This window comes from Bacteroides fragilis NCTC 9343 (genome assembly GCF_000025985.1).
GTDB lineage: Bacteria > Bacteroidota > Bacteroidia > Bacteroidales > Bacteroidaceae > Bacteroides > Bacteroides fragilis.
The window spans coordinates 4,210,516-4,236,898 of the sequence record NC_003228.3 but is presented as its reverse complement, the minus strand read 5'-3'; the positions used below and the strand labels follow the sequence as shown (position 1 = coordinate 4,236,898).

At 40.5% G+C, this 26,383-nt stretch carries 16 protein-coding genes and 1 pseudogene; 14 read left to right on the top strand and 3 right to left on the bottom strand.

The genetic code is table 11. From position 1 onward, the window contains the following. Positions 1 to 83: 83 nt before the first annotated feature. Positions 84 to 1,484, bottom strand: coding sequence for an alpha-L-fucosidase (locus BF9343_RS17320; RefSeq protein ID WP_005798159.1), 1,401 nt, complete (start codon positions 1,482 to 1,484; stop codon positions 84 to 86). Positions 1,485 to 1,610: 126 nt separating this feature from the next. Between BF9343_RS17320 and BF9343_RS17315 the strand changes: the two genes are divergently transcribed. The 5 genes and pseudogenes from BF9343_RS17315 to BF9343_RS17295 all read left to right on the top strand — a co-directional run bounded on the left by BF9343_RS17315 (position 1,611) and on the right by BF9343_RS17295 (position 6,462). Beyond that, complete coding sequence (locus tag BF9343_RS17315) at positions 1,611 to 3,761, top strand: DNA topoisomerase 3 (protein WP_010993481.1); 2,151 nt, start codon at positions 1,611 to 1,613, stop codon at positions 3,759 to 3,761. An 89-nt stretch (positions 3,762 to 3,850) separates the two neighbouring features. Further along, positions 3,851 to 4,573 (top strand): DUF4396 domain-containing protein, encoded by a 723-nt coding sequence (locus BF9343_RS17310; RefSeq protein ID WP_005790879.1) that lies wholly within the window; start codon positions 3,851 to 3,853, stop codon positions 4,571 to 4,573. A gap of 198 nt (positions 4,574 to 4,771) precedes the next feature. Continuing rightward, positions 4,772 to 5,168 (top strand): annotated as a pseudogene (locus BF9343_RS23780) (aldehyde dehydrogenase family protein); the annotation flags it as partial. A gap of 13 nt (positions 5,169 to 5,181) precedes the next feature. Then, entirely contained in the window at positions 5,182 to 5,343 is a 162-nt protein-coding gene (locus BF9343_RS23990) for a hypothetical protein (protein WP_224223205.1), read from the top strand. Positions 5,344 to 5,406: 63 nt separating this feature from the next. Then, complete coding sequence (locus BF9343_RS17295; protein ID WP_010993480.1) at positions 5,407 to 6,462, top strand: linear amide C-N hydrolase; 1,056 nt, start codon at positions 5,407 to 5,409, stop codon at positions 6,460 to 6,462. 84 nt (positions 6,463 to 6,546) lie between these two features. Here BF9343_RS17295 and BF9343_RS17290 read toward each other — a convergent pair whose 3' ends face one another. Then, a complete protein-coding gene (locus BF9343_RS17290) occupies positions 6,547 to 7,911 on the bottom strand; it encodes a dipeptidase (protein WP_005790875.1) in 1,365 nt (454 codons plus the stop codon). A 12-nt stretch (positions 7,912 to 7,923) separates the two neighbouring features. After that, positions 7,924 to 9,000: a chorismate synthase gene (gene aroC, locus BF9343_RS17285; RefSeq protein WP_005790873.1), complete on the bottom strand. Its 1,077-nt coding sequence runs from the start codon at positions 8,998 to 9,000 to the stop codon at positions 7,924 to 7,926. Between the two features lie 260 nt (positions 9,001 to 9,260). Between aroC and BF9343_RS17280 the strand changes: the two genes are divergently transcribed. The 9 genes from BF9343_RS17280 to BF9343_RS17240 all read left to right on the top strand — a co-directional run bounded on the left by BF9343_RS17280 (position 9,261) and on the right by BF9343_RS17240 (position 26,381). Then, positions 9,261 to 9,839 (top strand): RNA polymerase sigma factor, encoded by a 579-nt coding sequence (locus BF9343_RS17280; protein WP_010993479.1) that lies wholly within the window; start codon positions 9,261 to 9,263, stop codon positions 9,837 to 9,839. 98 nt (positions 9,840 to 9,937) lie between these two features. Then, positions 9,938 to 11,134 (top strand): FecR family protein, encoded by a 1,197-nt coding sequence (locus BF9343_RS17275; RefSeq protein WP_005817455.1) that lies wholly within the window; start codon positions 9,938 to 9,940, stop codon positions 11,132 to 11,134. Between the two features lie 128 nt (positions 11,135 to 11,262). Beyond that, positions 11,263 to 14,715 (top strand): SusC/RagA family TonB-linked outer membrane protein, encoded by a 3,453-nt coding sequence (locus BF9343_RS17270; RefSeq protein WP_005798155.1) that lies wholly within the window; start codon positions 11,263 to 11,265, stop codon positions 14,713 to 14,715. A gap of 29 nt (positions 14,716 to 14,744) precedes the next feature. Beyond that, positions 14,745 to 16,631: a RagB/SusD family nutrient uptake outer membrane protein gene (locus tag BF9343_RS17265; protein WP_005798153.1), complete on the top strand. Its 1,887-nt coding sequence runs from the start codon at positions 14,745 to 14,747 to the stop codon at positions 16,629 to 16,631. Between the two features lie 28 nt (positions 16,632 to 16,659). Then, positions 16,660 to 17,982 carry a BT_3987 domain-containing protein gene (locus BF9343_RS17260; RefSeq protein ID WP_010993476.1) on the top strand — a complete coding sequence of 441 codons (1,323 nt, stop codon included), beginning with the start codon at positions 16,660 to 16,662 and terminating at the stop codon, positions 17,980 to 17,982. A gap of 812 nt (positions 17,983 to 18,794) precedes the next feature. Then, positions 18,795 to 22,010, top strand: a complete 3,216-nt coding sequence (locus tag BF9343_RS17255) for a SusC/RagA family TonB-linked outer membrane protein (RefSeq protein WP_010993475.1) — start codon at positions 18,795 to 18,797, stop codon at positions 22,008 to 22,010. A gap of 22 nt (positions 22,011 to 22,032) precedes the next feature. Further along, the gene (locus tag BF9343_RS17250; RefSeq protein ID WP_005790751.1) at positions 22,033 to 23,874 is read left to right on the top strand and encodes a RagB/SusD family nutrient uptake outer membrane protein; all 1,842 of its coding nucleotides are present in this window, start codon (positions 22,033 to 22,035) and stop codon (positions 23,872 to 23,874) included. An 835-nt stretch (positions 23,875 to 24,709) separates the two neighbouring features. Next, positions 24,710 to 25,282 carry an RNA polymerase sigma-70 factor gene (locus BF9343_RS17245; RefSeq protein ID WP_010993474.1) on the top strand — a complete coding sequence of 191 codons (573 nt, stop codon included), beginning with the start codon at positions 24,710 to 24,712 and terminating at the stop codon, positions 25,280 to 25,282. Positions 25,283 to 25,355: 73 nt separating this feature from the next. Then, complete coding sequence (locus BF9343_RS17240; RefSeq protein WP_005790745.1) at positions 25,356 to 26,381, top strand: FecR family protein; 1,026 nt, start codon at positions 25,356 to 25,358, stop codon at positions 26,379 to 26,381. The last annotated feature ends 2 nt before the right edge of the window (positions 26,382 to 26,383 follow it).

Below are 26,383 nucleotides of genomic sequence, written 5' to 3'. Positions count from 1 at the left end.
TAAAGAGGCGAAGTATTTTTTTATACTTCGCCTCTTTTGGGTTCTATCCGTTGGCTTATTATCGGATGTTTGTCCTTTGCGCTTTATTGAATAGCTTGTCTGGTAAAAGAGAATGCGAGTGCATTAACTTCTGTCTTTAGGTTTTGAGGCAGGTAGACACGTACTCGGTTATTCTTTATTTCCCATTTTACTTTTTTCCCGTTCTGTAAACAATAGATGGCACTTCTTTTTGCAGGGATATTGTTTTCCCATTCTATATAGTCGGGAAACTTTTCAGTTTCCGGATTACTATATAATGCATACATCGTTTTTCCATCTTTATTCATGGTAAACCAGATACCTTCACTATAATATTGGGGTGTTGTAACAGTGTTGTAAATAGCCGTACCATTCTTCTTCATCCATCCTCCTATGGTTTGCAGACGGCTGACAATCTCATCCTGTAATATCCCTTCGGGGGTAGGACCTACACCAAGTAATAAACTTCCTCCTTTTGCTACGATTTCCATTAGTTTTGCTATTACTGTAACTGGTGATTTGAATACTGCATGCGGAGTATATCCCCAGTCTACTCCCAGTGTCATACAAGTTTCCCACGGGTAGGGGAGTTGTTTGTCTGGAATTTGCTGTTCCGGGGTCTGATAGTTTTCATATTTGCCATGGATGGTACGGTCTACGAATAAAATACCCGGTTGTGCCTGTCGTGCCATTTGTGAAATACGGTCCATGTCTAAAACTGACTTCGTTCCGGGATTGTTTACCCATCCGCCGTCTAACCATAAAATGTCGATCGGACCGTAGTTATGCATTAACTCTCCGATTTGATTGTAAGTGAACTCTTTGAACTGATTCCAACGCCAGGGATTCTTGTCAATGTTGTAATTTTGTGTACGTCGGGGAGTGGCGTAGCGTGGCCACCAATAATATTCCGAATGCCAGTCCGGTTTAGAAAAATAGGCTCCTACCATTAAATCATTGTTACGGAAAGCCTCAAACACGTATTTGGCAACGTCTGCCCGGGGATCTGTTTGGAAGGGACCTTTGGCTATTGAAAAATCGGAGAAAGCCGTATTGAACATATTGAATCCGTCGTGGTGCTTAGTTGTAAATATTGCATAGCGCATACCTGCTGACTTCGCCGCTTGTGCCCATTGCTCCGGATCGAAACGGGTAGGATTGAATGAATCTTTCAGCCCCCAATACCATTTTTTGTAGTCTTCATAGGCCATAGTGCTGTCGCGTGGAATCCAATCTGCCTCTTCCGAACAGATAGACCATGATTCTACGATTCCTGCAACGGAATATAAACCCCAGTGAATCAGCATTCCAAATTTCTGGTCCTGCCAGTGATGTAGTTTTTGTATTACCAGACTATCTTCAGGAGGCGTATATTGGTCGGAACGTTCGTGAACGTATTGTGCTTTCATATTGAAAGCAAATGCAAGGAATAAGGTAAATGCCAATAATAATTTGTAGCTTTTCATGTTTTTTCGGATTTTAAAGATTATACGAAGCAAAGCTACAAAATAAATGGAGACGGATTACTACTTCTCCCTTCCTATTTTTTTGTACCTTTGTCTGCTCAATTCTCATTATAATAAGAAAAACAAATGATAGTTTGCATAGCCGAAAAGCCCTCTGTGGCACGTGATATTGCTGATATTTTAGGAGCCCGCGAAAGGAAAGAAGGGTATATTGAAGGAAACGGATACCAGGTTACCTGGACATTCGGTCATCTTTGTACCCTGAAAGAACCTCACGAATATACTCCCGGCTGGAAGTCATGGAGCCTGGGCAGCCTGCCTATGATTCCTCCACGTTTTGGCATCAAACTGATAGAGAATCCTACTTACGAGAAACAATTCCATATTATTGAGGGATTGATGCAAAAGGCTGATGAGATAATAAACTGCGGTGATGCCGGTCAAGAGGGGGAACTGATTCAGCGGTGGGTGATGCAGAAAGCCGGAGCGCGGTGTCCGGTAAAACGTTTGTGGATCTCTTCACTGACAGAAGAAGCTATTAAAGAAGGATTTGCGAAACTAAAAGATCAGAAAGATTTTCAACCACTTTATGAGGCGGGGATGTCCCGGGCTATTGGTGACTGGTTGCTGGGGATGAATGCCACGAGGCTCTATACTGTAAAATATGGGCAGAATCGGCAAGTGCTTTCGATCGGACGAGTACAGACCCCTACACTCGCACTGATCGTCAACAGGCAACTGGATATTGAAAATTTTCAGCCTAAACAATATTGGGAACTGAAAACCATGTATCGTGATACAACTTTCTCGGCCCTTATTCGTAAAAGTGATGAAGAGCTGGCGGCTGAAGAAGAAAAGTCCGGTGGTAAGGCTAAGAAAACAGAGAACCGGGGCATTGATCCGATAGCTAATCGTGAAGAGGGGATGGCATTGGTGGAACGCATTAAAGATCTGCCTTTTGTCGTGACTTCTGTGGCTAAAAAAGACGGAAAGGAGTATGCTCCCCGTCTGTTCGACTTGACTTCTCTTCAAGTGGAATGCAATAAGAAATTTGCCTATTCTGCCGATGAAACTCTGAAACTTATCCAATCTCTTTATGAAAAGAAAGTGACCACCTATCCACGTGTAGATACTACTTTCCTGAGTGACGATATTTATCCTAAGTGTCCGAATATCCTGAAAGGACTGAAAGATTATGAAGTACTTACTACGCCGTTGGCAGGAGCTTCATTGCCTAAGTCGAAAAAGGTTTTTGATAGTTCGAAAGTAACCGATCACCATGCCATTATTCCTACAGGAGTTCATCCGCAAAACCTGACGGATATGGAGCGTAGGGTATTTGATTTGATAGCTCGCCGGTTTATAGCGGTTTTTTATCCTGATTGCAAAGTTTCTACTACAACAGTGATGGGAGAGGTTGATAGTATCGAGTTCAAGGTAACCGGTAAGCAGATTCTGGAACCGGGATGGCGGGTAGTATTTGCCAAAGACGTAAAAGATCCGAATGAAGAAAAAGAAGGTGAAGATGAAAACGTGCTTCCTGCTTTCGTGAAAGGGGAAAGTGGTCCGCATATACCGGATTTGAATGAAAAATGGACTCAGCCGCCTAAACCCTATACGGAAGCTACCCTGCTTCGTGCGATGGAAACAGCCGGTAAGCTGGTGGATAATGATGAACTTCGGGATGCATTGAAAGAAAATGGTATCGGCCGTCCTTCTACTCGTGCAGCTATTATCGAAACTCTCTTTAAACGTAACTATATCCGTAAGGAAAAGAAGAATCTGATAGCTACCCCTACCGGAGTGGAATTGATTCAGTTGATTCATGAAGAGTTGCTGAAGTCGGCTGAACTGACGGGTATCTGGGAAAAGAAATTGCGTGAGATAGAAAAGAAAACTTACGATGCTCGTCAATTCCTGGAAGAATTGAAGCAAATGGTGTCTGAGATAGTAAATAGTGTGCTATCTGATAATACGAACCGTCGTATCACCATTCAGGAGGCTACAGTGGTAGAAGAAGAAAAGAAAAAGAAAGAACCGAAAAGACGGGAACGGAAATCTGCTACTCCGAAGGAAAAGAAAGGTAAATCGGAGCCTGCAACAGTCGATGTGTCTTCTACCGGTCAATCTGTTCGGGCGGATGCCTTAAAAGAAACAGATTCTTTGGTAGGGAAACTTTGTCCGGTTTGCGGAAAGGGAATGATAATCAAGGGTAAAACTGCTTATGGCTGTTCCGAATGGAAAAATGGATGCACTTATCGGAAAGCGTTTGAATAGGGCTTCTGTTTTGTTAATACATAATTTTAACTGAACTATTTTATAAAAAGCTCGTTATTAATACCACTTATCAATTAATAACGAGCCTTATGAATACAATGTTTTTCAACGCGGTATCTTGTTTTTTTGTATGCGCCGGTCTTATCATAGCCCTTATTCTGGCAATTAATGTAATATTTCACAGGCAATCCATGAAAATAATGAATATAGTGTGGGTACTTACCGGATTGTGGGGCCATTATTTCGCTTTGTTTGCTTATTATACTTTTGGTGTCCGAAAAGATAATATGGTGGCAACAGTACCTATGGAGAATATGAAAATGGATATGAAGATATCGATGGAGATGGATATGTCTGAAGTACGTCCACAATGGCAGTCTATCACTTTGTCGGCACTTCATTGTGGAGCCGGTTGCACTTTGGCGGATATTATCGGAGAATGGTTTACATACTGGGTACCTTTGCAGATAGGAGGAAGTTTAATAGCAGGTAGCTGGGCACTCGATTTTGTATTGGCATTGATTCTCGGTGTTTTCTTTCAATTTATTGCAATTCGCGAAATGGAAGCTATCTCTTTTCGTGAAGCTGTTTCTCGTGCCTTTAAGGCCGATTTTTTTTCATTATTAGCTTGGCAGGTAGGGATGTATAGCTGGATGGCTGTTGCTACTTTTATACTTTTTAAAGATGAATCTCTGGAAAAAACATCCTGGACATTCTGGTTTATGATGCAGATTGCCATGCTTTTGGGATTCATGGTGTCCTATCCGGTGAATGCATGGTTGATTAAATCGGGTATCAAAAAAGGAATGTAATTTCCGACTTCTGGAAAAACATCAAAAAGATGATGGATTATTGGTGAAATATCTATGCATTTGCAGATACACATCTCCTTAAATATGTTATTATGAACCGACATCTTCTTTTTGATCGGTTTTCACAGCAGGCATTGCAGACTTTGCATAGCTATCGTGCCGTTATGTTCAGCCCTACGATGTTTTTGTGATTGTAAGGTGAAACATATTATCTTGACTGGTGGAACGGATACGGCCCGTAGCATAGCAAAAGCTATTCCGGCTACTCCGCTTTCGGCAGAGACCGGAGGGAAGAATGTCATTATTTTGACTGCCTCGGGGGATCGTGATCATACTATTATGAATATTGCCACATCAGTTTTTGGTAATGCGGGACAGAAGTGTTCTGCTTGTTCGTTGTTGTTGGTTGAGCGTTCGGTATATGAAGATAAGAACTTCCAAAAGAAACTGATTGATGTGGCTACCAGCATGAAAGTGGGAAGTGTTTGGAATCCGGGTAATGTAGTGGGGCCAATGATAACGAATAAAAAATGAAAAATTACTGCGGGCATTGACATTGGAACCGGGAGAATCATGGTTAGTACCGTACTTGTTCCCTTGAGATACCGATGAAAATATATAAGGCGGCTGCACAGGCTGACAAACATATTGCAGCGGCGCCTCCGGTGAAAAACGGAAGGGTAGAGCTGATACATTATATTAAGGAGCAAAGTATTGCCTTTGAATATCATAGATACGGAAGTATTTCGGAAGTACCCGCCTTTGAATAAAACTAATACTCTATGGTTTTGTTATCTAAATGCAGATAACAAAACCATTTTAATATAAAGAGTATGAGAAGAAAAATAATGATGGCAACATTGATTGTCATAGCTGTAAATTTTATCTGGAGTGGACAACCGGTAAAAGCATGTACGCGTGCAGTATATATTGGTCCGGACAATATGGTAATCACCGGGCGTACAATGGATTGGAAAGAGGATATTCAGTCTAACCTGTATCTTTTCCCTCGCGGTATCAAACGGGCCGGATATAATAAAGGAAATACGGTAGAGTGGATTTCGAAGTACGGTAGCATTGTAGCAACCGGATATGATATCGGTACTTGTGACGGCATGAACGAAAAAGGACTGGTTGCCAGCTTATTATTCTTGCCGGAATCTATTTATGTCCGTCCTAATGATACTCGTCCTGTTATGGGTATCAGCATTTGGACGCAGTATGTGCTGGATAATTTTGCTACGGTAAGTGAGGCTGTAGAAGAGTTGAAGAAACAGACTTTCCGTATTGATGCTCCGGATATGCCTAATGGTTCGGCATCTACATTGCACATGGCTATCACTGATGAAACGGGTAATTCCGCTGTTTTGGAATATATCGATGGAAATCTGATTATTCATGAAGGTAAGGAGTATCAGGTGATGACTAATTCACCCCGTTATGATCTACAGTTGGCTGTGAATGATTATTGGAAGGAAGTAGGTGGTTTAAATATGCTGCCGGGCACTAATCGTTCAAGTGATCGTTTTGTACGCGCTTCTTTCTATATTCATGCTATTCCGCAGACCTCAGATGCAAAAATTGCCGTACCGAGTGTGTTGAGCGTCATGCGTAATGTTTCTGTTCCTTTTGGAATTACGACTCTGGATAAGCCTTACATTTCTTCCACTCGTTGGCGTTCGGTTTCCGATCAAAAAAATCGGGTATACTATTTTGAGTCTACTTTAACTCCTAACCTTTTCTGGATAGATTTACATAAAGTCGATTTTAGTCCGAATGCAAGTATTAAGAAATTGTCTTTGACTCACGGAGAGGTTTATGCAGGAGATGTAGTGAAAGATTTCAAAGACAGTAGATCGTTTACATTTATGTTTGAATTACCCAAATAAAAATGTCTACCGAGGCAGATACAGATTAATACAGAATTCAACTAAAAAATTCTGTATTAATCTGTGTTATCCGCAGTGGATATATTATTTCTTTCCATATATCAGATGGAATTCTACTACAGCTTCAATTCCTTTTCTGAATATATCCAAAGAGAAGTTTTCGTTAGGAGAATGGATAGCATCCGATTCTAGGCCAAATCCCATTAATACAGTTTTTATACCTAACACCTGTTCGAAAGTTGATATAATAGGTATACTTCCTCCTCGGCGTACTGCCAATGGCTTTTTCCCGAAAGCAATTTCAAATCCTTTTTCCGCTGCCTGATAAGCAGGCAGTGATATGGGACATACATATCCCTGGCCTCCATGCATGGCAGTCACTTTTACTTCTACCGTAGCAGGAGCGATCTGCCGGATGTAGTCAGCAAAAAGTTTTGAGATCACATGATGATCTTGATGGGGAACCAGGCGGCATGATACTTTGGCATAGGCTTTGGAAGGGAGTACAGTTTTAGAACCTTCCCCGGTGTAACCTCCCCAAATACCACAAATGTCGAATGAAGGCCTGCAACTGTTTCTTTCGAGAGTGCTGTATCCTTTCTCACCGAAAAGTTCTTTTACTCCGATGGCTTCCTTATATTTTTCTTCATTAAAAGGGATGTGGGCAATCATTTCTCGTTCTGCTTGTGGAACTTCTTCTACAGCATCATAGAATCCGGGTATTGTGATACGTCCGTCGGTATCAATTACCTTACTTAACATACCACAAAGTACGTTGATCGGATTGGCTACCGCTCCACCAAAGTGTCCCGAATGGAGGTCACGGTTAGGACCTGTTATTTCGATTTCCCAGTAAGCCAGACCACGCAGTCCGGTGGTTAGTGAAGGAAGGTCGGCCCCCAACATACTGGTATCTGATACCAAGATAACATCGGCTTTTAGTAATTCTTTATGCTCTTCACAGAAAGCTTCCAGGCTTGGTGAACCAATCTCTTCTTCTCCCTCAAAGATAAACTTTACGTTATTCTCCAGCAGGTTATATTTTACGAGATATTCAAATGCTTTCACCTGGATAAATGCTTGTCCCTTATCATCGTCGGCTCCGCGCGCCCAAATATGTCCGTCACGTATTTCCGGTTCGAACGGTTGGCTCTTCCACAGGTCGAGGGGCTCGGCAGGCATCACGTCATAATGAGCGTATATCAACACTGTTTTAGCATTCGGATCCACTATCTTTTGCCCAAATACAATCGGATTACCTTTCGAAGGCATAACGATGGCTTCGTCTGCTCCGGCCTTGAGTAGCAATTGTGTCCAGCGTTGTGCGCATGCCAGCATATCATCATGGTGTTCCGGCAATGCACTGATACTGGGAATACGGATGAGGCTGAACAAGTCTTCCATCATCGTCGATTCATTCTCTGCAATGTATTTCTGAATTTCGTTCACGTTCAATAGTTGTTAAAGTTGTGTCATTCTATCTAATAAATAATAGTCGAGTATGGTCATTGCTGCCATAGCTTCCACAATAGGCACTGCACGTGGCAATACACACGGGTCATGGCGTCCCCGGGCCTTTAGTGTTGTATCAATACCGTCTATGTTTACAGTTTCCTGCTCCATCAAAACAGTAGCCACCGGTTTAAACGCTACCCTGAAAAAGATGTCCTGTCCGTTGCTGATGCCTCCCTGTATACCTCCGGAGTGGTTGGTACGTGTTTCAATCCGGCCATTATTGTTGTAGAATACGTCATTTTGTTCCGATCCCTTTTGTTTGAGCCCCTTGAATCCGTCTCCATATTCAAAAGCCTTTGCGGCATTGATGCTTAGCATAGCATTGCCCAATGCAGCATGGAGCTTGCCGTATACGGGTTGCCCAAGTCCGATAGGACAACCTTTGATGACACAAGTCAGTACACCGCCAATGGTATCTCCTTCTCCTTTGATTTTGTAAATCAGGTCTTGCATTTCTTTTGCTTTCTCCGGATCGGGACAGCGCACCGGGTTGGTTTCGATCAAGTCCAGATCGTAATCCGTGTAATTACCTTCCAGTTTTATAGGACCTACCTGTGAAGTATATGCCGTGATGTGAATACCCAATTGGCGTAATGCTAATTTGGCCAATGCACCGCCTACTACCCTTGAAATGGTTTCACGTGCCGAAGAACGACCACCGCCACGGTGATCGCGGATTCCATACTTTACGGTGTATGTGTAGTCGGCGTGTGACGGACGGTATACTTTCTCCAGGTTATTGTAGTCATTAGAATGTTGGTTTTCGTTCCATACGATAAACCCGATAGGGCATCCGGTAGACTTTCCTTCGAAAATGCCTGAAAGGAATTCTACTTTATCAGCTTCTTTTCGGGAGGTAGTAATTACCGATTGTCCCGGACGACGACGGCTTAGTTCCTGCTGAACAAACTCCTCATCGATGACGATACCTGCTGGAAATCCATCGATCACTCCTCCGATTCCTTTACCATGGGATTCGCCAAAGCTGGTTAGTCTGAAAATATTGCCAAATGAATTGAACATATTGAATAAGGCTTTAAAATTTAGTATATGCAAATATAACAATAAAATTCAGGAAAGAGTTGTTCTCTTAAGTTTTCCTTTATCCGTGGAAGATGAATCTTATTGTAATTGGCATCAAACATAGTCCGCTCTCTAATTATTCCGATAGAGGAAATTAGCAACTATAAAGGAACTTTATAATTAAAAAGAGAGCTGCATTAACTACATTTGATGATTTTTTATTTATTTTGCGCAACTGATATTGTTAGAAGCCGTGCAATATGTATAATGATGAACTTATTGAAAGTAGTAAGATAAAATGGCAGTTGTTTCTGAAAGGAGATGATGATGCCTATGCATGGCTATATTCCCGGTATGTTCAGCAACTCTATCAGTACGGATGCCGTTTTACGACGGATACAGAGATGGTGAAAGATTGTGTTCAAGATGTTTTTGTGAATGTTTATAGGCAGAAGGATAGGTACTCTTCTCCTCCGGATAATGTTAAAATCTACTTAATGTCTTCATTAAGAAATTCTATTTTTAATGTTTTCAATAAAGGGAATTTGCATGACACTTATATCTCCAATATCAATTATGAATTCGATTTGTCGGTTGAAGAAAAACTGATTGAGACAGAAGATGAAACCTCTCAGAAGCATACTGTTGCTCATTTGCTAAATACACTCTCTCCCAGACAGCGAGAGATTATTTACTATCGTTTTTTTGAAGGATTAGATTACAGTGCCATTTGTGAATTGATGGGGCTTAATTATCAGTCAGCCTATAATTTACTTCAGCGTTCTCTCTCCAGATTACGTGAAATGTATGGTATATTACCATTCTTTTTTCTATTTTAATATTCTGTTTATCAGTAGATAATAAAAAAGTAATAAAAAAATCCATTTACACTGAGTAGATTTCGAAACTCTGTTTGTCTTTTTATGAAAAGAAGAAAATGGAGAAAAATCACTATATACATTATACTGCTGCCGATTTGTTGAATGACGGGACTTTCCTGGATTCGATGCAACACCCTACGGAGCAAAGTGAAAAGTTCTGGTCACAACTGGAAAAGGAAAATGAAACTTTTGCCGGAGAATTACGTATGGCCCGAAGCTTTTTAATGGCTGTGGCGGAAAGCCCTCAAAAACGGATGACAGACGATGAAGTGGGGACACTTTGGGAGCGAATTAGCCGGCAGGTAGCGATGGAAAAAAGAGTGAAAAGAAAAAAACAGTTGCTTTTCTTACGTGTGGCCGGGATTGCTGCTTGCATATCAGTGTTGGCATTGAGCAGTTACTTTGTTTTTTCACTTATTTCATTTTATGAAGAAAGTTCTTGTTACAGTTTGGCCGGTATTTCCGAGCCGGATAGCAGTAATGACATACAGCTGATTTTATCGGAAGGACGTAAGTTGGTTATGGATGGGAAAGAAAGCAGGTTGCACTACAAGGAAGGTGGTAAGATAGCTATTAGTTCCGGAAAGACCCAATTGGACGAAGAAAATGAAACCGGTTACAATCAATTAATTGTTCCTTCGGGGAAACGTTCTTTCATAACTTTCTCCGATGGTACCCGAGTAGCCGTAAATGCCAATACCCGTGTAGTATACCCGTCAGAGTTTTCGGGACATAAGCGGGAAATTTATGTGAATGGAGAAGTCTATCTTCAAGTATCTCCTGATAAAAAGCATCCTTTCGTTGTGAAAACCAATCGCATGGAAGTAGAAGTGTTGGGTACGGAATTTAATGTAAGTGCTTACGATTTTACAAAAAATCAATCGGTGGTTCTAGTATCAGGTAAAGTAGAAGTGGATACATATAAATATCCTAAAAAAGTTCTGAAGCCCAATGATATGTTGACTTATGACGGACAAGACGACGGGCTACGGGTAAATACAGTAGATGTGTCTGAATATATAAGTTGGGTGGATGGTTATTATTGTTTCAACCATGAGAAGATTGAAATCATAACCGAAAAGCTATCTCGATATTATGGAAAGCGTGTCATACCTGATTCCGGATTGATAGGATTGACTTGTAGTGGTAAGCTCGATTTACGAGACGATTTACGGGATGTTCTGGAAGTATTAAGTAAAACTATACCTGCACAAATAGAGACCAGAGATAATTATTTTTTATTAACCAAGTGATTTTTAATACTATGAAACAAGGACCTTAAATTTTAAAAGAAAGGGTTGGATAATACCCTCATATCATCCAACCCCTGATTAGATTAAACTACGTAAAAACAAATTTGTTAATCAAATCGTACAAATGTATGAATAATCATGGAATTTTTAGTCCCGATAGGACTAAAGTAAGAACTTTATTATCAATAAAAAGTATTTTTTTGTTTTTGTTATTCACTTTTGCATTCGAAATGGCTTATGCTTCAAGTGTTTACTCTCAAACCAAAGTCTTTACTATGCAATCTGCCGAGAAAACCGTATTACAGGTTTTTAAAGAAATAGAGAAGAATAGTGAGTTTATAATCTTTTATAGAGACGGTGTTATTGACTTAAACCGGAAGGTTAGTGTAAATGTGGTTAACCAGTCTGTTGATAAAATACTGGAGCAGTTACTGGCACATACCGATAATGGTTTCACCATTAAAGACCGTCAAATAATCATTTATAAAAAAGAGACTTCTGCGACACCTTCGGTTTCACAGCAAAAAAACAAAATTAAAGTAACCGGGGTTGTTACTGATGCAAAAGGTGAGTCTATCATCGGTGCTAACGTTGTCGTAAAAGGGAATCCTACCATAGGTGCCATTACCAATATGGAAGGACGTTATGAAGTGATGCTTCCCTCGGACGATGTCATTTTATTGGTTTCATATTTGGGATATAATACCGAAGAAATCAAAGTAAAGGGACGTCGTAATATCAACGTTGTTTTGCATGAGGACTCAAAAGCACTCGATGAAGTAGTGATAGTTGGTTACGGTAAGCAGAAGAAGGAAAGTGTGGTGGTCTCCATGAGTTCTATCAAGCCCAAAGATATTGTTGTTCCTTCCCGCAGCCTTAATAATAGTCTTGCCGGTCAGGTAGCAGGTCTGATCGCCGTACAACGTTCTGGAGAACCCGGTTATGACAATGCTGAATTCTGGATTCGTGGAGTCAGTACTTTTGCCGGGGGAACTTCTCCGCTCGTACTTGTCGACGGAGTGCCGAGAAATATGAGCGATATTGAACCGGATGAAATAGAAACATTTTCTGTTCTGAAAGATGCAGCTGCTACTGCTATTTACGGCGCAGAAGGAGCTAACGGTGTAGTATTGGTGACTACTAAACGTGGCCGTGTTGAAAAAGCTAAAATATCTTTTAAGACCGAACACACCATTTCATCACCTACCCGCCTTCCTGAGTTTGTAGGTTCTGCCGATTATCTTAGTTTATATAATGAGGCATTGCGTAATGATGGTGAAGGACCGCAGTTTTCAGATGAACTGATAGCCCATTACCGTAACAACGACGATCCGGATTTGTATCCCAATACCAATTGGATTGACGAACTTCTCCGGAAGAACACCTTTAGTCATCGCTATACACTCAATGTACGCGGCGGTACTGAGAAAGCCAAGTATTTTGTGTCGGGAGCCTATTATAACGAAAGCGGATTATTCAAGAACAGGCCGAATGGGATTTATGATACCAATATTGGTATAGACCGTTTTAACTTGCGTTCGAATATCGATATGGCTGTATCTTCCACCACTACTGTAGGGGTAGATCTCGCTATGCAATACCTTATTAATAATTATCCGGGAACGGGTACTTCCACCATTTTCCGTTCTATGTTAATCACGCCTCCTTATGCTTTCCCCGCAGTGTACAGTGATGGTACCGTAGCCACGTATGCCCAGGAAAGAGATGCGAACATGCGTAACCCTTATAACTTATTAATGAATTCCGGGTATGCCAAAGAATATAGGACAGGTATACAATCGAAAGTAAATGTCAACCAGAAACTTGATTTTATTACTAAAGGTTTGTCTGCAAACTTAAATGTAAGTTATGACTACGATAGTGAGATGATTATTCGTCGCGAGTATAATCCGACACGATACCATGCCACAGGCCGTGATGAATTAGGGCAGCTGATTTTTTCCACAGTAGTATCGGGTAATCCGGATATTCAAGATCCCAAAAACAGTGCGACATCTGCTACCAAGAAAATTTATATCGATGCATCTATCAACTATAAGCGTACATTTGGAAAGCATGATGTGGGAGCAATGTTACTATATATGCAAAAAGAAACGCAACAGCATAATGTTCCCCTTCCATTCCGTAAGCAAGGATTCGTAGGACGTGCTACATATGGCTATGATGGGCGTTACTTTATTGAAGGTAATTTTGGTTATACCGGTTCTGAGGCATTTGCTGAAGGCAATCGTTTTGGCTTTTTTCCGGCAATAGGTGCTGCTTATTACCTTTCCAATGAATCATTTTATCCGGAAGCAATAAAAAAAGTGGTAAATAAACTAAAGCTAAGAGCGTCTGTCGGGCGGACTGGTAACGATAAAACCGGACAGGAACGTTTTTTGTATCGTCCCACTTTTACTACCAATGCCGGCGGATTTACGCAGGGTATCGGTGATACGGGCGGAACTAACGGAATTGGTAACGGAATTGTTGAAGGACGTTTCGCCGCTCCTTATCTGGCTTGGGAAATTGAGGACAAGCAGAATTACGGTTTCGATCTGGGACTGTTTGATAACCGCATCGATATTATCTTCGATTATTTCCGTTCTGAACGTAGGGATATTTTGTTACAGCGTCGTACTGTTCCACAATTGGGCGGGCTTCGTCAAGACCCGTGGCAGAATTTTGGTAAAGTACGTAATCAGGGGATAGATATGTCGATGAATCTCAATCAACAGATAGGTAAACTGAAACTTAGTGCTCGGGGAACCTTTACTTTTACCCGGAATAAAATTCTTGAATATGATGAACTACCTCAGAAGTATGGATATCAAGCTGTTACCGGTACAAGAGTTAGTGAGAATACTCTTTATATAGCCGACCGCCTTTATACAGAAGACGATTTTATAGTCAGTACCAATGCTAACGGATTGAAAACCTATAAACTCCGTTCGGAACTTCCACGTCCTACTTTAGGAGGACTGATTGGCCCGGGTGATATCAAATATGTCGATGTAAATGGTGATGGCGTGATTGACTCTTATGATCAGGTAAGAGGAGTGGGTAATCCGAGTACTCCTGAAATTATTTATGGATTTGGTCTTAACGCTGAGTACAAAGGCTTCTATGCGAGTATCTTTTTTCAGGGAGCAGGCAATACATCTGTTCTTCTGGGAGGAGCCACTTCCGAAGGATGGTATCCGTTCTCTTGGGGCGTCGACCAGTCCAATTATCGCACGTTTGCTTTAGACCGCTGGACTGAAAACAATCCCAGTCAGGATGTTATTATTCCGCGTTTGCATAAGAACAATGCCAATAATGCCAATAATCGGGTGGCAAGCACTTGGTGGTTGCGTAATGGTTCCTTCTTACGACTGAAAAATATAGAGTTCGGTTATCAGCTTCCTAAGAAATTTATGGATAAGATTGGTTTTGAGGCTGCCCGTATTTATATTATGGGATATAACCTTGCTGTGTGGGATGACATTAAATATTTCGATCCGGAAGCCGGTAATGCCAATGCGGGTTTGAATTATCCTTTGCCCCGTACTTTCACTCTCGGTTTAGACTTTACATTCTAAAAAGACAAAATTGATTAATAAATAGAAAGATGAAAAAGCAAAATTCTATATACACTTTGTTGATAGCGCTATTGTGCTTTGTTAGTTCTTGCGACTATTTGGGAGTTTCCGATCAACTTGCAGGAGGTTTGCAGAATACCGAACAGGTGTTTGATAATGTATCGTATACAAAGAGATGGTATGCCAATGTTTTTGCCGGTATCCCCGATTATTCAGGGATTAACAGCGTGAATGTGGGAGCTTTCAAAAATCCCTGGACGGGTATGTGTGATGAGCTGGTCGTTGGGTATGGAAACTCTTCCAAATACAATAATTCGGATAGAAATGCTGCCAACATGGGTTTTCATCGTTATGGTGACTGTTACAAATACATTCGTCAGGCTAATATTTTTTTGCAGAAAGCACATCCGATAATGACTACGGGAACCCAAGGAGACCAGTTGTTGGAAGACGAGCTGACACAGATGAAAGCCAATGTGCGTTTTATGCGGGCATTTTATCACTATTTGTTGTTTGAACAATACGGTCCGATCATCTTGGTAAAGGACAAAATATACAATGCGACTGAGGATCAGGATGTACCCAGGAATACAGTAGATGAAGTAATAGAGTATATTGATTCCGAGCTCACAGCTGTTGCTTCTGAATTGACTCAGGAGCCTATTTTTGAAGATAAGGACTATCGTGCCTGGCCGACTAAAGGAGTTGCTTTGGCTGTTCGGGCAAAATTGTGGTTGTATGCTGCAAGTCCTCTTTTAAACGGTGGATACCGCGAAGCTCTGTCGGTGACAAATCCGGATGGTACCCGTCTGTTTCCTGATTATGACGCCGGTAAGTGGGAGAAAGCTCTTGCTGCTTGTAAAGACTTTATTGACTATGCTGAGGCCGGAAGATATGAATTATACAAAGAGTATAAAGACGATAACGGTGCTGTCATTGATCCGGATAAGTCTGTGTATAATCTGTTTCAGAAATATACACATGAGATTATCTGGGCTACGGCAAATAATGATTGGGGGGGAATGAATGGTGATGCTTTCGACCGTCGTATTGCTCCCCGTTGCGAAAAAAATGGCTTAGGTTCCACTGGAGTTACTCAGGAACTGGTCGATGCTTTTTATATGAAAGACGGTTTCCCTGTTTCGGCTACAGCCTATTTGCCGCAGTCTACACTTTATCAGGAAGAAGGGTATGGGACTTACAAAGATCAGAATGATAACTTTTCTAAGAAGTATACCAATGTGACTGTCAGCAATCGCTATCTCAATCGTGAACCTCGTTTTTATAATACAGTCTTTTTCAATGGACGTCAATGGCCAGTGAGCTGTAATCAGGTATTATTTTACAATGGTGGTAACTCCGGCGTACAGGAAGGACAGGCTACCCTGACCGGTTATATGCTTTTCAAACGTTTCAATCGTTCGGTCAGTTTAACTAATCCGGGAGTAGCCTCCCAGTTCCGTCCCTCTATTATTTTCCGTTTGGCAGATTTCTATTTGATGTATGCTGAGGCAGCCAATGAAGTCAATCCTAATGACGCGAGAGTTTTGAAATACCTCAATCTGGTGCGTGAGCGTGCAGGATTACCCGATATAGAGACTTTGAATCCGGCTATTCGTGGTAATCAGGAATTGCAACGGGCTGCCATTCAACGTGAACGCCAGATTGAACTGGCCACAGAGGGGCAGCGCTATTTTGATGTGAGAAGATGGATGATTGCTGATAAAAACGGGGAAGGTCGTCAGAATGGCTATGTGCACGGAATGAATGTACGCGGTGAGTCGAATGATAAAGAAGATTTCAATCGCATAGTGGAAGCAAGCCAGATTGTATTTAACCGGAAAATGTATCTGTATCCCATGCCTGATTCCGAAATGAGAAAGACCAAGAATCTGGTACAGAATCCGGGATGGTGATTTTTGAATAAATAAAAAAGATGTACTTATGAATAGATTTAATTACATAGGAATGTTAGCTTACGTCGCACTGTCTATGAGCAGTTGTGATGATAGTTTTGATGTAAGTTCCAAAGCCGATGGGGTTTTGGCTGTTTCTCAGGAAGGGTTTAATACATTGCAATCTTATAATGTAGGCGAAAAGTATACGGCAGATTTATGGATACAGCAGGGGGGCTTGAAGTCAACTGCCAGTGTAGTAAGTTTTTCTGTGGACAAAGCTTTGCTCGATTCAATGAATATTGCCGATGGAACCTCATATGAACTTCTTCCTGCTGACTGTTATCAATTAACAAAAAGTTCTGTCGATATTCCCGCAAACGAAAGGCTGTTGAAAGGTGAGCTCACTTACGACCCGGCTAAGATACAAGAGCTCTCCGGATATGATCATTTGAAATATGTGTTGCCTTTACGTGCTACATCCAGTGGAATGCCTTTTGTTTCAGGACGTTCTGTTTTATTGTTGGGTTTTAAAGTTTCAGAGCCGATTGTAACTATTATGAATGCCGGAGTAGAAGAGATCAACCTGGCAGAAGTAAAGGAGTTACCTGTACAGATCGGGGTCCCATTCACCAATAAATGGGAAATCAGCTGTCGCTTGGAAAGCCGCCAGTCGGTGATTGATGCCTATAATACGGCTCACGGTACTTATTTCAGCATGCTTCCGTCCGATGCCTATGTGACTCCCGAAACTCCGATTCTTCATAGTGGAGTAAATCAGGTTACAGCAACTTATAAACTGAAAGACGATATCCTGCCGGGAAATTATATGTTACCCGTGCAAATAGCAGAGGTAACTTCTGATGCTACTATACGGGCTGATAAGGATGTTTATGCAGCTTATAGCATTATTAAAGAAGGGGATAAACTTTCTAAAACAGATTGGAAAATTGTATCGTTCACTACCGAAGAGGCTTCGGGTGAAGGCAGCAATAATGGACATGCCAAACATTTAATTGACGGAAATATCGAGACTTTCTGGCATTCGCGTTGGCAGGGAGGATCTGATCCTTTACCTTATGAAATAATTATCGATATGAATCATCGGGTCAAAATAGCTCAGATAGAGTTATTGCCACGTGGGCGAGGAAGTAATAATCCGATAAAGGTGGTACGTTTTGAAGCCAGTGAAGACGGGACGAATTGGGAATCGATCGGTCAGTTTGGTTTTACGAATCAGGATGCCGCACTAAAATATTATGTAAAATCATCCACGGCACGCTATATCAAATTGGTCATTCCGGATGGGGTGGGTAATGGTACAGTAGCTGCGATTCGTGAATTGGATGTAAGGGGTACAGTCGTCAACTGATATAAATAAATTAATAATGCGAGTTAATAGTTGTAAATTCAATTATTAACTCGCATTTATATTTTAGTGTAATGTCATCAGATTGTTTTCATGCTACCAAAGATATACCGTATACAACTTTTGACTTAGTAATTATTTTACAATGATCTTCTATAAAAATGTTATTAATATGCACTTCTGTTGGGAAATAAATAAATTCAAAAGTACTTGAGAAAAGTTCCTGTAGAACTTGGAAAGTTTTATGCATTATACATACAGATGCTACCTTTTAGATTGTGAAGTTAACAGTTTTAAAAGTTCGTAATAAATGGTTCTTTTTCGTGGCAAATATACTAATAACTTTAATAAAACAATTATTTAAGCATATCTTTTTTTAAAATATCGTAATTATGACTCTAAAAGTTCCTTTCTATAAGATGGCTTTCTATACTATTTACTATCAATGATTTGACCATCTAGCTTTTGATTATATACTTTTTCATAGAAAATATCCAGGGGTGGAAAATAGGTATATTTCTTTAGGATTCTGAACTACACTTTACAATTTCTCCTTTTCGTTTATATCGTTTACCTGTTTATTTCATAGGTTTTTTCTTTTCTTAAGTTCTACAGGAACTCTGATAAAATCAGCCGTTTTGTGCAAATTAATATCAGCATGGTTCAGTATAGATGAAGTATAAACCATATTTATTACGCCTATGAAAACATAAGAAAGACCCGATCCCAGACAGAACTATGCATCGATAGATGGATAGTATCTCTTTTCTTGAAAATTAATTTTAAAACCTACACAACAAAAAAGATTTAAGCTTATGAGAAAACCTTTTATGCTAATATCAGTTTTACCGATAACTGTTCATATTAGTCATGATACCGATACTGCCAGTAATCGTATCGGTGGGATACCAGAAAAATATGCGCTTAAGAATAAAGTATTAAGATCAATTTGCTTTGTTCTGTTTTTATTATCTATCGGACTCAATTCAGCCTTTGCCCAAGTCCGTAATGCCGCCGGACTTGTGGTGGATGAGAATGGCCAGCCCTTGATTGGAGTACAAATTAAATTGGAAGGAACTACTACAGGAGTTATTACCGATGTAGATGGCAATTTTTCGATAAATGCCAAAAAAGGGGACATACTTCTTTTTTCGTATGTGGGCTACGAACCACAGCGGATAACCTATAAAGGTGAAAAGATTTTGGCTATAAAAATGCTTCCAAACACCGAATTGTTGGATGAAGTAGTGGTAATTGGTTACGGCAAACAGAAAAAAAATAGTGTAGTAAGTTCTATTAATGCCATCGGGCCTAAAGAACTGGCAGTATCATCTAACAGAAATCTGACTAATTCCTTGGCCGGACAGGTGCCGGGCCTGATTGCCGTTCAACGTTCGGGTGAGCCGGGATATGATAACTCTGAGTTTTGGATTAGAGGTGTAAGTTCTTTTAAGGGAGGTACGAATCCGTTGGTTTTAGTTGACGGTGTGCCTCGTAATATGCAAGATATCGAACCCGACGAGATTGAATCGTTTACTTTGCTGAAAGATGCTGCTGCGACGGCTGTATATGGGGCAGAGGGTGCCAACGGAGTTATTTTGATCACTTCTAAGCGTGGAAATTCACAGAAGCCCAAAATATCTCTTCGTGCCGAGTCCACTTTGCTTACTCCGACTCGTCTACCTAAATTCATGAATTCGGTGGAGACACTCGATCTGTATAATGAAGCTTTAAATAATGAAGGAACAGCCAGTATACGCACAGCGGAAGAAATTGCCATGTATGGTCCGGGAGCCGATCGTGATCTTTATCCCGATACCGACTGGTTGAAGGAGATGTTGAGAGAGCATACTTACAATATGCGTTATACTCTTAATGTAAGGGGAGGTTCCGAACGTGCGCGTTATTTTGTTTCCGGAGCGTTTTATCAGGAGAACGGTATCTTTAAAGAAGGTAAGAAAAACGAGTATGACAATAATATCGGGCTAAAACGTTATAATTTACGTAGTAATATTGATTTTGATGCAACGAAAACGACTTTAGTAAAAGTAGATATAAGTGGGCAATATTTGCAGACAAACTATCCGGGGACAAGTACAAATACTATTTTTAATTCGATGTGCCGCACCCCGTCTTACCTGATGCCTGCTGAATACTCAGACGGGACAATTGCCGGACATCCGCGTCCTTCGGGTAATCGGGTGAATCCGTATAACTTGCTTATGAATTCCGGATATGCCAAAGAATGGAGAACATCTATCCAGTCGAAACTGGAAGTAGACCAAAAATTAGACTTTATCACCAAAGGACTGAACTGGAAAGGTCTGATCAGTTTCGATGCAGACATGAAATATATAGCAAAACGTACAAAGACACCTACTCAATATCTGGCGACCGGACGTGATGAAAACGGTGGATTGCAATTTAAGAAAGTAGTGGAAGGCAGCGACGTATTGACCGAGAAACTGGAAAACTCTTCGAATAAAAAGATATATTTTGAGACTTCGTTCAACTATAACCGGACTTTTGCGCAGAAACACGATGTGACTGCTATGGTTCTTTACATGCAAAAAGAGACTCAATATCATAATAATGCTCTACCTTACAGAAAGCAGGGACTTGTGGGACGTGCTACATATGGCTATGACGGGCGTTATTTTATAGAAGGAAACTTCGGTTATACAGGTTCCGAAACCTTTGCCAAAGGATATCGTTTCGGCTTTTTCCCGGCAATGGGATTGGCATGGTATGTCAGTAACGAACCCTTTTATCCGGAGGTATTGAAGAAGGTGGTCAATAAGTTGAAATTTAGATTTTCTATCGGCCGTACGGGAAATGATGATACCGGTGGCGACCGTTTCTTGTATCGTGGTACGATGAAACAGGATAATGGAGGATATGATCTCGGTTTCAGCGATACGGGAGGTATGGGAGGTATTGGTAATGGAATAACCGAAGCCCGGTTTGAAGCTCCTTACCTTTCATGGGAAATTGAGGAAAAGAAGAATTACGGTATTGATCTCGGGTTATTCGACAACCGTATTGATTTGCAAGTTGACTATTTCAATAATAAGCGTAAAAGCATTTTGTTGCAGCGTAATACAGTGTCCAATGTAACCGGCTTCCAGCAGATGCCTTGGCAGAATTTCGGTATTGTGAAGAATCATGGAGTGGATGCCAGTCTGATCCTTAACCAGAAAATAGGGCAGGTCAATCTGAGTGCACGTGGAAACTTTACGTTTGCCCGTAATGAAATTATCGAATACGATCAAGTGCCACAGGTATATCCTTGGTTGGAGAAAAGAGGCACCCGACTCAACTCAAATAAACTATATATTGCCGAGGGGCTTTATACATATGATGACTTTATCATCAATGGTGAGGGGCTCAACCGTACTTATGAATTAAAACCCGGGGTCGTTTCCGGCCTTTCAAGCGGTGTGCGTCCGGGTGATATCAAATACAAAGACCTGAACGGTGATGGTAAGATTGACAGTAATGACCAGAAGGAAGATGTAGGAAATCCTACTGTTCCCGAAGTGGTCTATGGTTTTGGATTTAATGCTGAATGGAAAGGTTTTTATGCAGGTATCTTTTTTCAGGGAGCCGGTAACACTTCGACAGTATTGGGAACCGGAGCTGACGCAACTTTTTTCCCTTTCCAGTGGGGAGTTGAAGAATCTGCTGTGCGTTCGGTGGTAGCCGATCGCTGGACAGAACAGAATCCGAGTCAGAATGTAATGTTTCCCCGTATGCATAGTAACAACTTCCAGAATAATACGGTAGCCAGTACGTGGTGGTTGCGTGACGCAAGTTTCCTGAGATTGAAGAACATCGAATTAGGTTATAATTTTGATAAAAAGTTGCTGAAAAAGTTGAATATAGAGGCATTACGTTTCTATGTGCAAGGAAACAATCTGTGTGTATGGGATCATATTAAAATGTGGGATCCCGAACAAGGAAACAGCAATGGAGGATTCCCTTATCCTTTGAACCGTACATTTACTTTTGGTCTTGACTTTACATTCTAACTAAATTAATAATAGTATTTATATGAAAGTATTTAAGAATTTATCCACCTATATACTGGCACTTGGATTTAGTGCGACTCTCTTTTCCGGTTGTGAAGATTATCTGAATGTTTCTGATGATCTGGCTGCGGAGATGACTATGGAAGAAGTTTTTAATAACACAAGTTATGCACGTCGGTTTCATCGCTACATCTATACGGGTATTCCCGATGTGTCAAACATCATTATAACGAGTGCTTATGCCGATCTGACCGGTTTGGACAATCCTTGGCCGGCTGTTTCTGATGAATTGAAATCTGCACAGAACAATGTGAAGACGATTCCGACAATCGGTTATCATGCCGGATCGGCAACTTTGTCACGCTGGAGTCTTTATAAACAGATACGACAGGCGAATGAGTTCATTGCCTATGCCCACGTTATTCCGCAGAATGGCGATGTGGCTGACTTTATTGATGAAAAAGAACTGGCTCTTTTGAAAAATGAAGCACGTTTCTTACGTGCCTATTATCATTACCTGTTGTTTGAGTTATATGGCCCAATTCCTATTATGACCGAAATCGCTGATCCCTCGGCCGCTGATTTGGACTATTACAGAAATTCGGTAGATGAAGTAGTCGCTTTTATCGATAAAGAACTTAATGAATGCTATGACCTACTTCCGGAGAAAGAACTGAATCCGGATGGCACCATCAATAATGAGCGTGCGGCAGCGCCAACCAAAGGGGCGGCATTGGCTATCTTGGCTAAATTGCATGTATATGCGGCAAGTCCGTTGTTCAATGGTGGTTATCCCGAAGCTATTGCTTTGAAGGATAATCAAGGCAAGCAACTTTTCCCGGCAAAAGATGACACGAAATGGAAGACTGCATTGGATGCTTTACAACGTTTTATCGATTATTCAAAGGGACGCTACTCTTTATACCAAGTAATGAAAAATGGTGAAATCGATCCGGCTGAGTCACTTTATCAGTTGTTTCAGGTAAGCGTTAACAATTCCGAAGCTGTTTGGCAAAGTAGTAAGAACTCCTGGGGAGGCGTAAATGGTGAGGGTCGTGAGCGTAGATGTACACCGCGTGCAATTTTTAGCGGATTCAGTTGTGTCGGAGTCCTCCAGGAAGCCATCGATGACTTTTTGATGAGTGATGGCAAGAGCATTGAAGAATCGGGTTTGTATAAAGAAGAGGGCATTGGTGAAGACGGTATACCGAATATGTATAAGAACCGTGAACCTCGTTTTTACCAGGATATAACTTATTCCGGCAAAGTATGGCAAAAAACAGATAAGAAAATTTATTTTTATAAAGGAATGCCTGACGATAATTCTAAAGCAGATATGAGTTATTCGGGATACTTACTTTATAAAGGCATGAACCGTGACTTGTTGAATCAGGGAAACAATCCGAAATCCAAATATCGAGCAGGTATGTTGTTCCGTTTGGCCGATTTCTATTTGTTATATGCAGAAGCTTTGAATCATGTAAATCCGGGTGATGCACGCATCATTCAGTATGTGGACAGTGTTCGTTATAGAGCCGGTATTCCTTTGCTGAAAGATATTAAGCCGGAAATTATCGGTAACCGGGAGTTGCAGGAAAAAGCGATCCGTCACGAGCGTCGTATCGAATTGTTTGCCGAAGGACAACGCTATTTTGATGTGCGCCGTTGGATGTGTGCTGAAGAGGAGGGTTATAAACAAGGTGGTCCGGTTCATGGTATGGATATGAATGCTACCGATCTTGAAGGTTTCATGAAACGTACTGCTTTTGAAACTCGTATTTTTGAAAAACGTATGTATCTGTATCCCATTCCGTTGGCAGAGATACAAAAGTCAAAAAAACTGGTACAGAATCCCGGATGGTAAGAGAAAACGCACATAATAGGTATCACAACTTGTTTTTTCATGATCACTTACAATCCTGTCATTTTGTATTTTGAAAATGTGTAGAAACTCTTTTTTACGGTCCGAAGGAGATGGGCTGAATAAAAATGTGTGAATTTTGCGATAGTGTAATTCACGCGTCTTCTGATTGGGTGATATCTTGATTATAAAGAAGAGTTTTTGGTTTTGTAAGGTAATAAAATGAAAGGCAGAAATATTAGAAAGATTTCAAAATGCTATTTGTGTGATACTCGTTTGTGATTGGATTCTAGAAGAAAATACTCTTTTTCGAGGGCCATTTATTCTGTTTTCTACGACGTGGCCTTGCTTTTCTTTCTGGAAGACAGATATCGTGGAAGCAGGAAGTTAACTTCCTGCTCTCACGATGTTAACTTTCTCTTGGTAAGAAGTTTGTTTTTTATCTTTACGATGTTAACTTCCTGTTTCCTGCTTTCGGATTTCAGGGTATAAACAGACCCGATATTCACATTTTGTTTGCCGATTCGCTCCTGTTTCGCCGTTTTTGGTAAAATGAATAGTTAGTATAAAATGGCTTTTTGCAATTTTTTAATACGGATTTCGGAATATTGCTTTTATAATGTCAATCGGTAAGTATGAGTACGGACAGTGCTTTCAATGGCTATGGCTATCTAAGCCCTTATGCAGATACCTGCTTTTATAGAGATGAGAAAAACGGTTTGTTTGAAAACTGTCACAACTTATTTATTGCAATTGCTAAAACCGTTTCTTAAAATTTTGAGATTATTATTATTATTTGTTACTTTGTCAATGCCTTTTTATTAACTAATACTTTAAAATGAAGGAAAATACAATGTATTCGAATCTTGAATCGGTAGAACAATTATTTCGGCAATATTATAAGGTGTTGCGGGTATATGCGTTCCGTTTTGTGAATGATTGGGATATTGCAGAAGACGTAGTGCAGGATGTTTTTGTTGCTTTATGGAATAAACGTACAGATATTGAATTTGATGGCGCGGTAAAAGCCTATCTTTTTAAGGCTGTCTATAATAAATCGCTTAATATCCTTTCCAGTAAGAAATATACCGAAGAAGAATCCGTAGAACAATTTTCCGATCAAATCGAAGCACTGCAAATTCTGGAGAATAATCAGGAAAACTCGTTGTTCATGAAAGAACTCCAGGGTGAAATTGAAACTTTTATCGAAACACTTCCTACGCAAGTAAAAAAGGTATTTATATTAAGTAGAAGCTATGGTCTGAAAATAAAGGAAATCTCCGTTCAGCTCGATCTTTCTCCAAAAACCGTAGAAAAGTATTTGACCCGTGCTTTGTTGGAACTACGTACTCATCTTAAAAACAAGGATTTAATGAGTCTTTTATTCTTGCTTTATCTCTGCTCTAAATAATATTTAAAAAAAAGTATGTTTTTGGAGGAGGGTTTTTTAAATTTCACTTGTATTACTAATAGAGGAGCTAAAAATGAAGAATGAAATTAAAGACATAAATGAAGTTATCATACGTTTTCTGGATGGTACGGCTACCGGTGAAGAGAAAGTTTTTCTGTTCAACTGGCTGAAACAATCAGAAAAGAACCGGAATGAATTTTCCGAAGTCCGTGATTTATGGCTTTTAGGCAACACGATAGCTACCGACGATCTGGAAACAGAGATAGCGCTAGAGCGATTTAAAAATCGGATACAGTCAACAGAATCCGGTTTACGTAAAAACAGATTCGTTTTCAGGAAACACTTCGTTCCGTTCTTGCGTGTGGCAGCTGTCTTTTTGATGTTATTTACTGTAGGGTCTGTCTTTTATTATTGGGGTAGCAGTTCGGTCCCGAAACAGCCGGATGTCATGAATCGTTTGTTGACTGCCAATGGAAGTAAGGGACGATTTGTTTTGCCGGATAGTACGGTTGTATGGCTTAATTCCAATAGTTTATTGGAATATCCTGAAACGTTTAGTTCATCAGCCCGTGAAGTCAGTTTGTCCGGTGAAGCCTATTTTGAGGTACGGAGGAATGAGAAGCTTCCTTTCCGTGTGCAAGCCGGAGAGATGAAAGTAGAGGTATTGGGGACTCGTTTTATTGTTGACAACTATCGACGGAAATCCGGGGTCGAAGCAGTATTGGTAGAAGGTAGTGTGAAGATTGCCGGTTGTAAGATGAATCATTCGGTAGTATTGACTCCCGGGCAGTTGATTAATTATGATAAGAAGAGTGAACGTACGAAAGTACAAATGGTGAATACGGATGATTATATCAGTTGGATTCAAAATGAACTGACTTTTGATAATGATAAGTTGGCTGATATTATTATTAATTTAAATAAGTGGTATGGGGTGGATATTGAATGTCCGTCAGAGTTTGCTGAAAAAGTATTTATGTCGTTCTCTGTCAGGAATGGAGAGAATCTGGATGAAATTCTGAAAGCGATGACTTTGGTTGCTCCAATAAGATATTACTGGGAGAATGGTATCTTACATATTCTTCCCAGAAAGCGATAGGC

Coding starts and splice junctions, on each gene's coding strand:
- BF9343_RS17320 (WP_005798159.1), bottom strand. CDS start 1,484: ATGAAAAGCTACAAATTATTATTGGCATTTACCTTATTCCTTGCATTT.
- BF9343_RS17315 (WP_010993481.1), top strand. CDS start 1,611: ATGATAGTTTGCATAGCCGAAAAGCCCTCTGTGGCACGTGATATTGCT.
- BF9343_RS17310 (WP_005790879.1), top strand. CDS start 3,851: ATGAATACAATGTTTTTCAACGCGGTATCTTGTTTTTTTGTATGCGCC.
- BF9343_RS23990 (WP_224223205.1), top strand. CDS start 5,182: ATGAAAATATATAAGGCGGCTGCACAGGCTGACAAACATATTGCAGCG.
- BF9343_RS17295 (WP_010993480.1), top strand. CDS start 5,407: ATGAGAAGAAAAATAATGATGGCAACATTGATTGTCATAGCTGTAAAT.
- aroC (WP_005790873.1), bottom strand. CDS start 9,000: ATGTTCAATTCATTTGGCAATATTTTCAGACTAACCAGCTTTGGCGAA.
- BF9343_RS17280 (WP_010993479.1), top strand. CDS start 9,261: ATGTATAATGATGAACTTATTGAAAGTAGTAAGATAAAATGGCAGTTG.
- BF9343_RS17275 (WP_005817455.1), top strand. CDS start 9,938: ATGGAGAAAAATCACTATATACATTATACTGCTGCCGATTTGTTGAAT.
- BF9343_RS17270 (WP_005798155.1), top strand. CDS start 11,263: ATGAATAATCATGGAATTTTTAGTCCCGATAGGACTAAAGTAAGAACT.
- BF9343_RS17265 (WP_005798153.1), top strand. CDS start 14,745: ATGAAAAAGCAAAATTCTATATACACTTTGTTGATAGCGCTATTGTGC.
- BF9343_RS17260 (WP_010993476.1), top strand. CDS start 16,660: ATGAATAGATTTAATTACATAGGAATGTTAGCTTACGTCGCACTGTCT.
- BF9343_RS17255 (WP_010993475.1), top strand. CDS start 18,795: ATGAGAAAACCTTTTATGCTAATATCAGTTTTACCGATAACTGTTCAT.
- BF9343_RS17250 (WP_005790751.1), top strand. CDS start 22,033: ATGAAAGTATTTAAGAATTTATCCACCTATATACTGGCACTTGGATTT.
- BF9343_RS17245 (WP_010993474.1), top strand. CDS start 24,710: ATGAAGGAAAATACAATGTATTCGAATCTTGAATCGGTAGAACAATTA.
- BF9343_RS17240 (WP_005790745.1), top strand. CDS start 25,356: ATGAAGAATGAAATTAAAGACATAAATGAAGTTATCATACGTTTTCTG.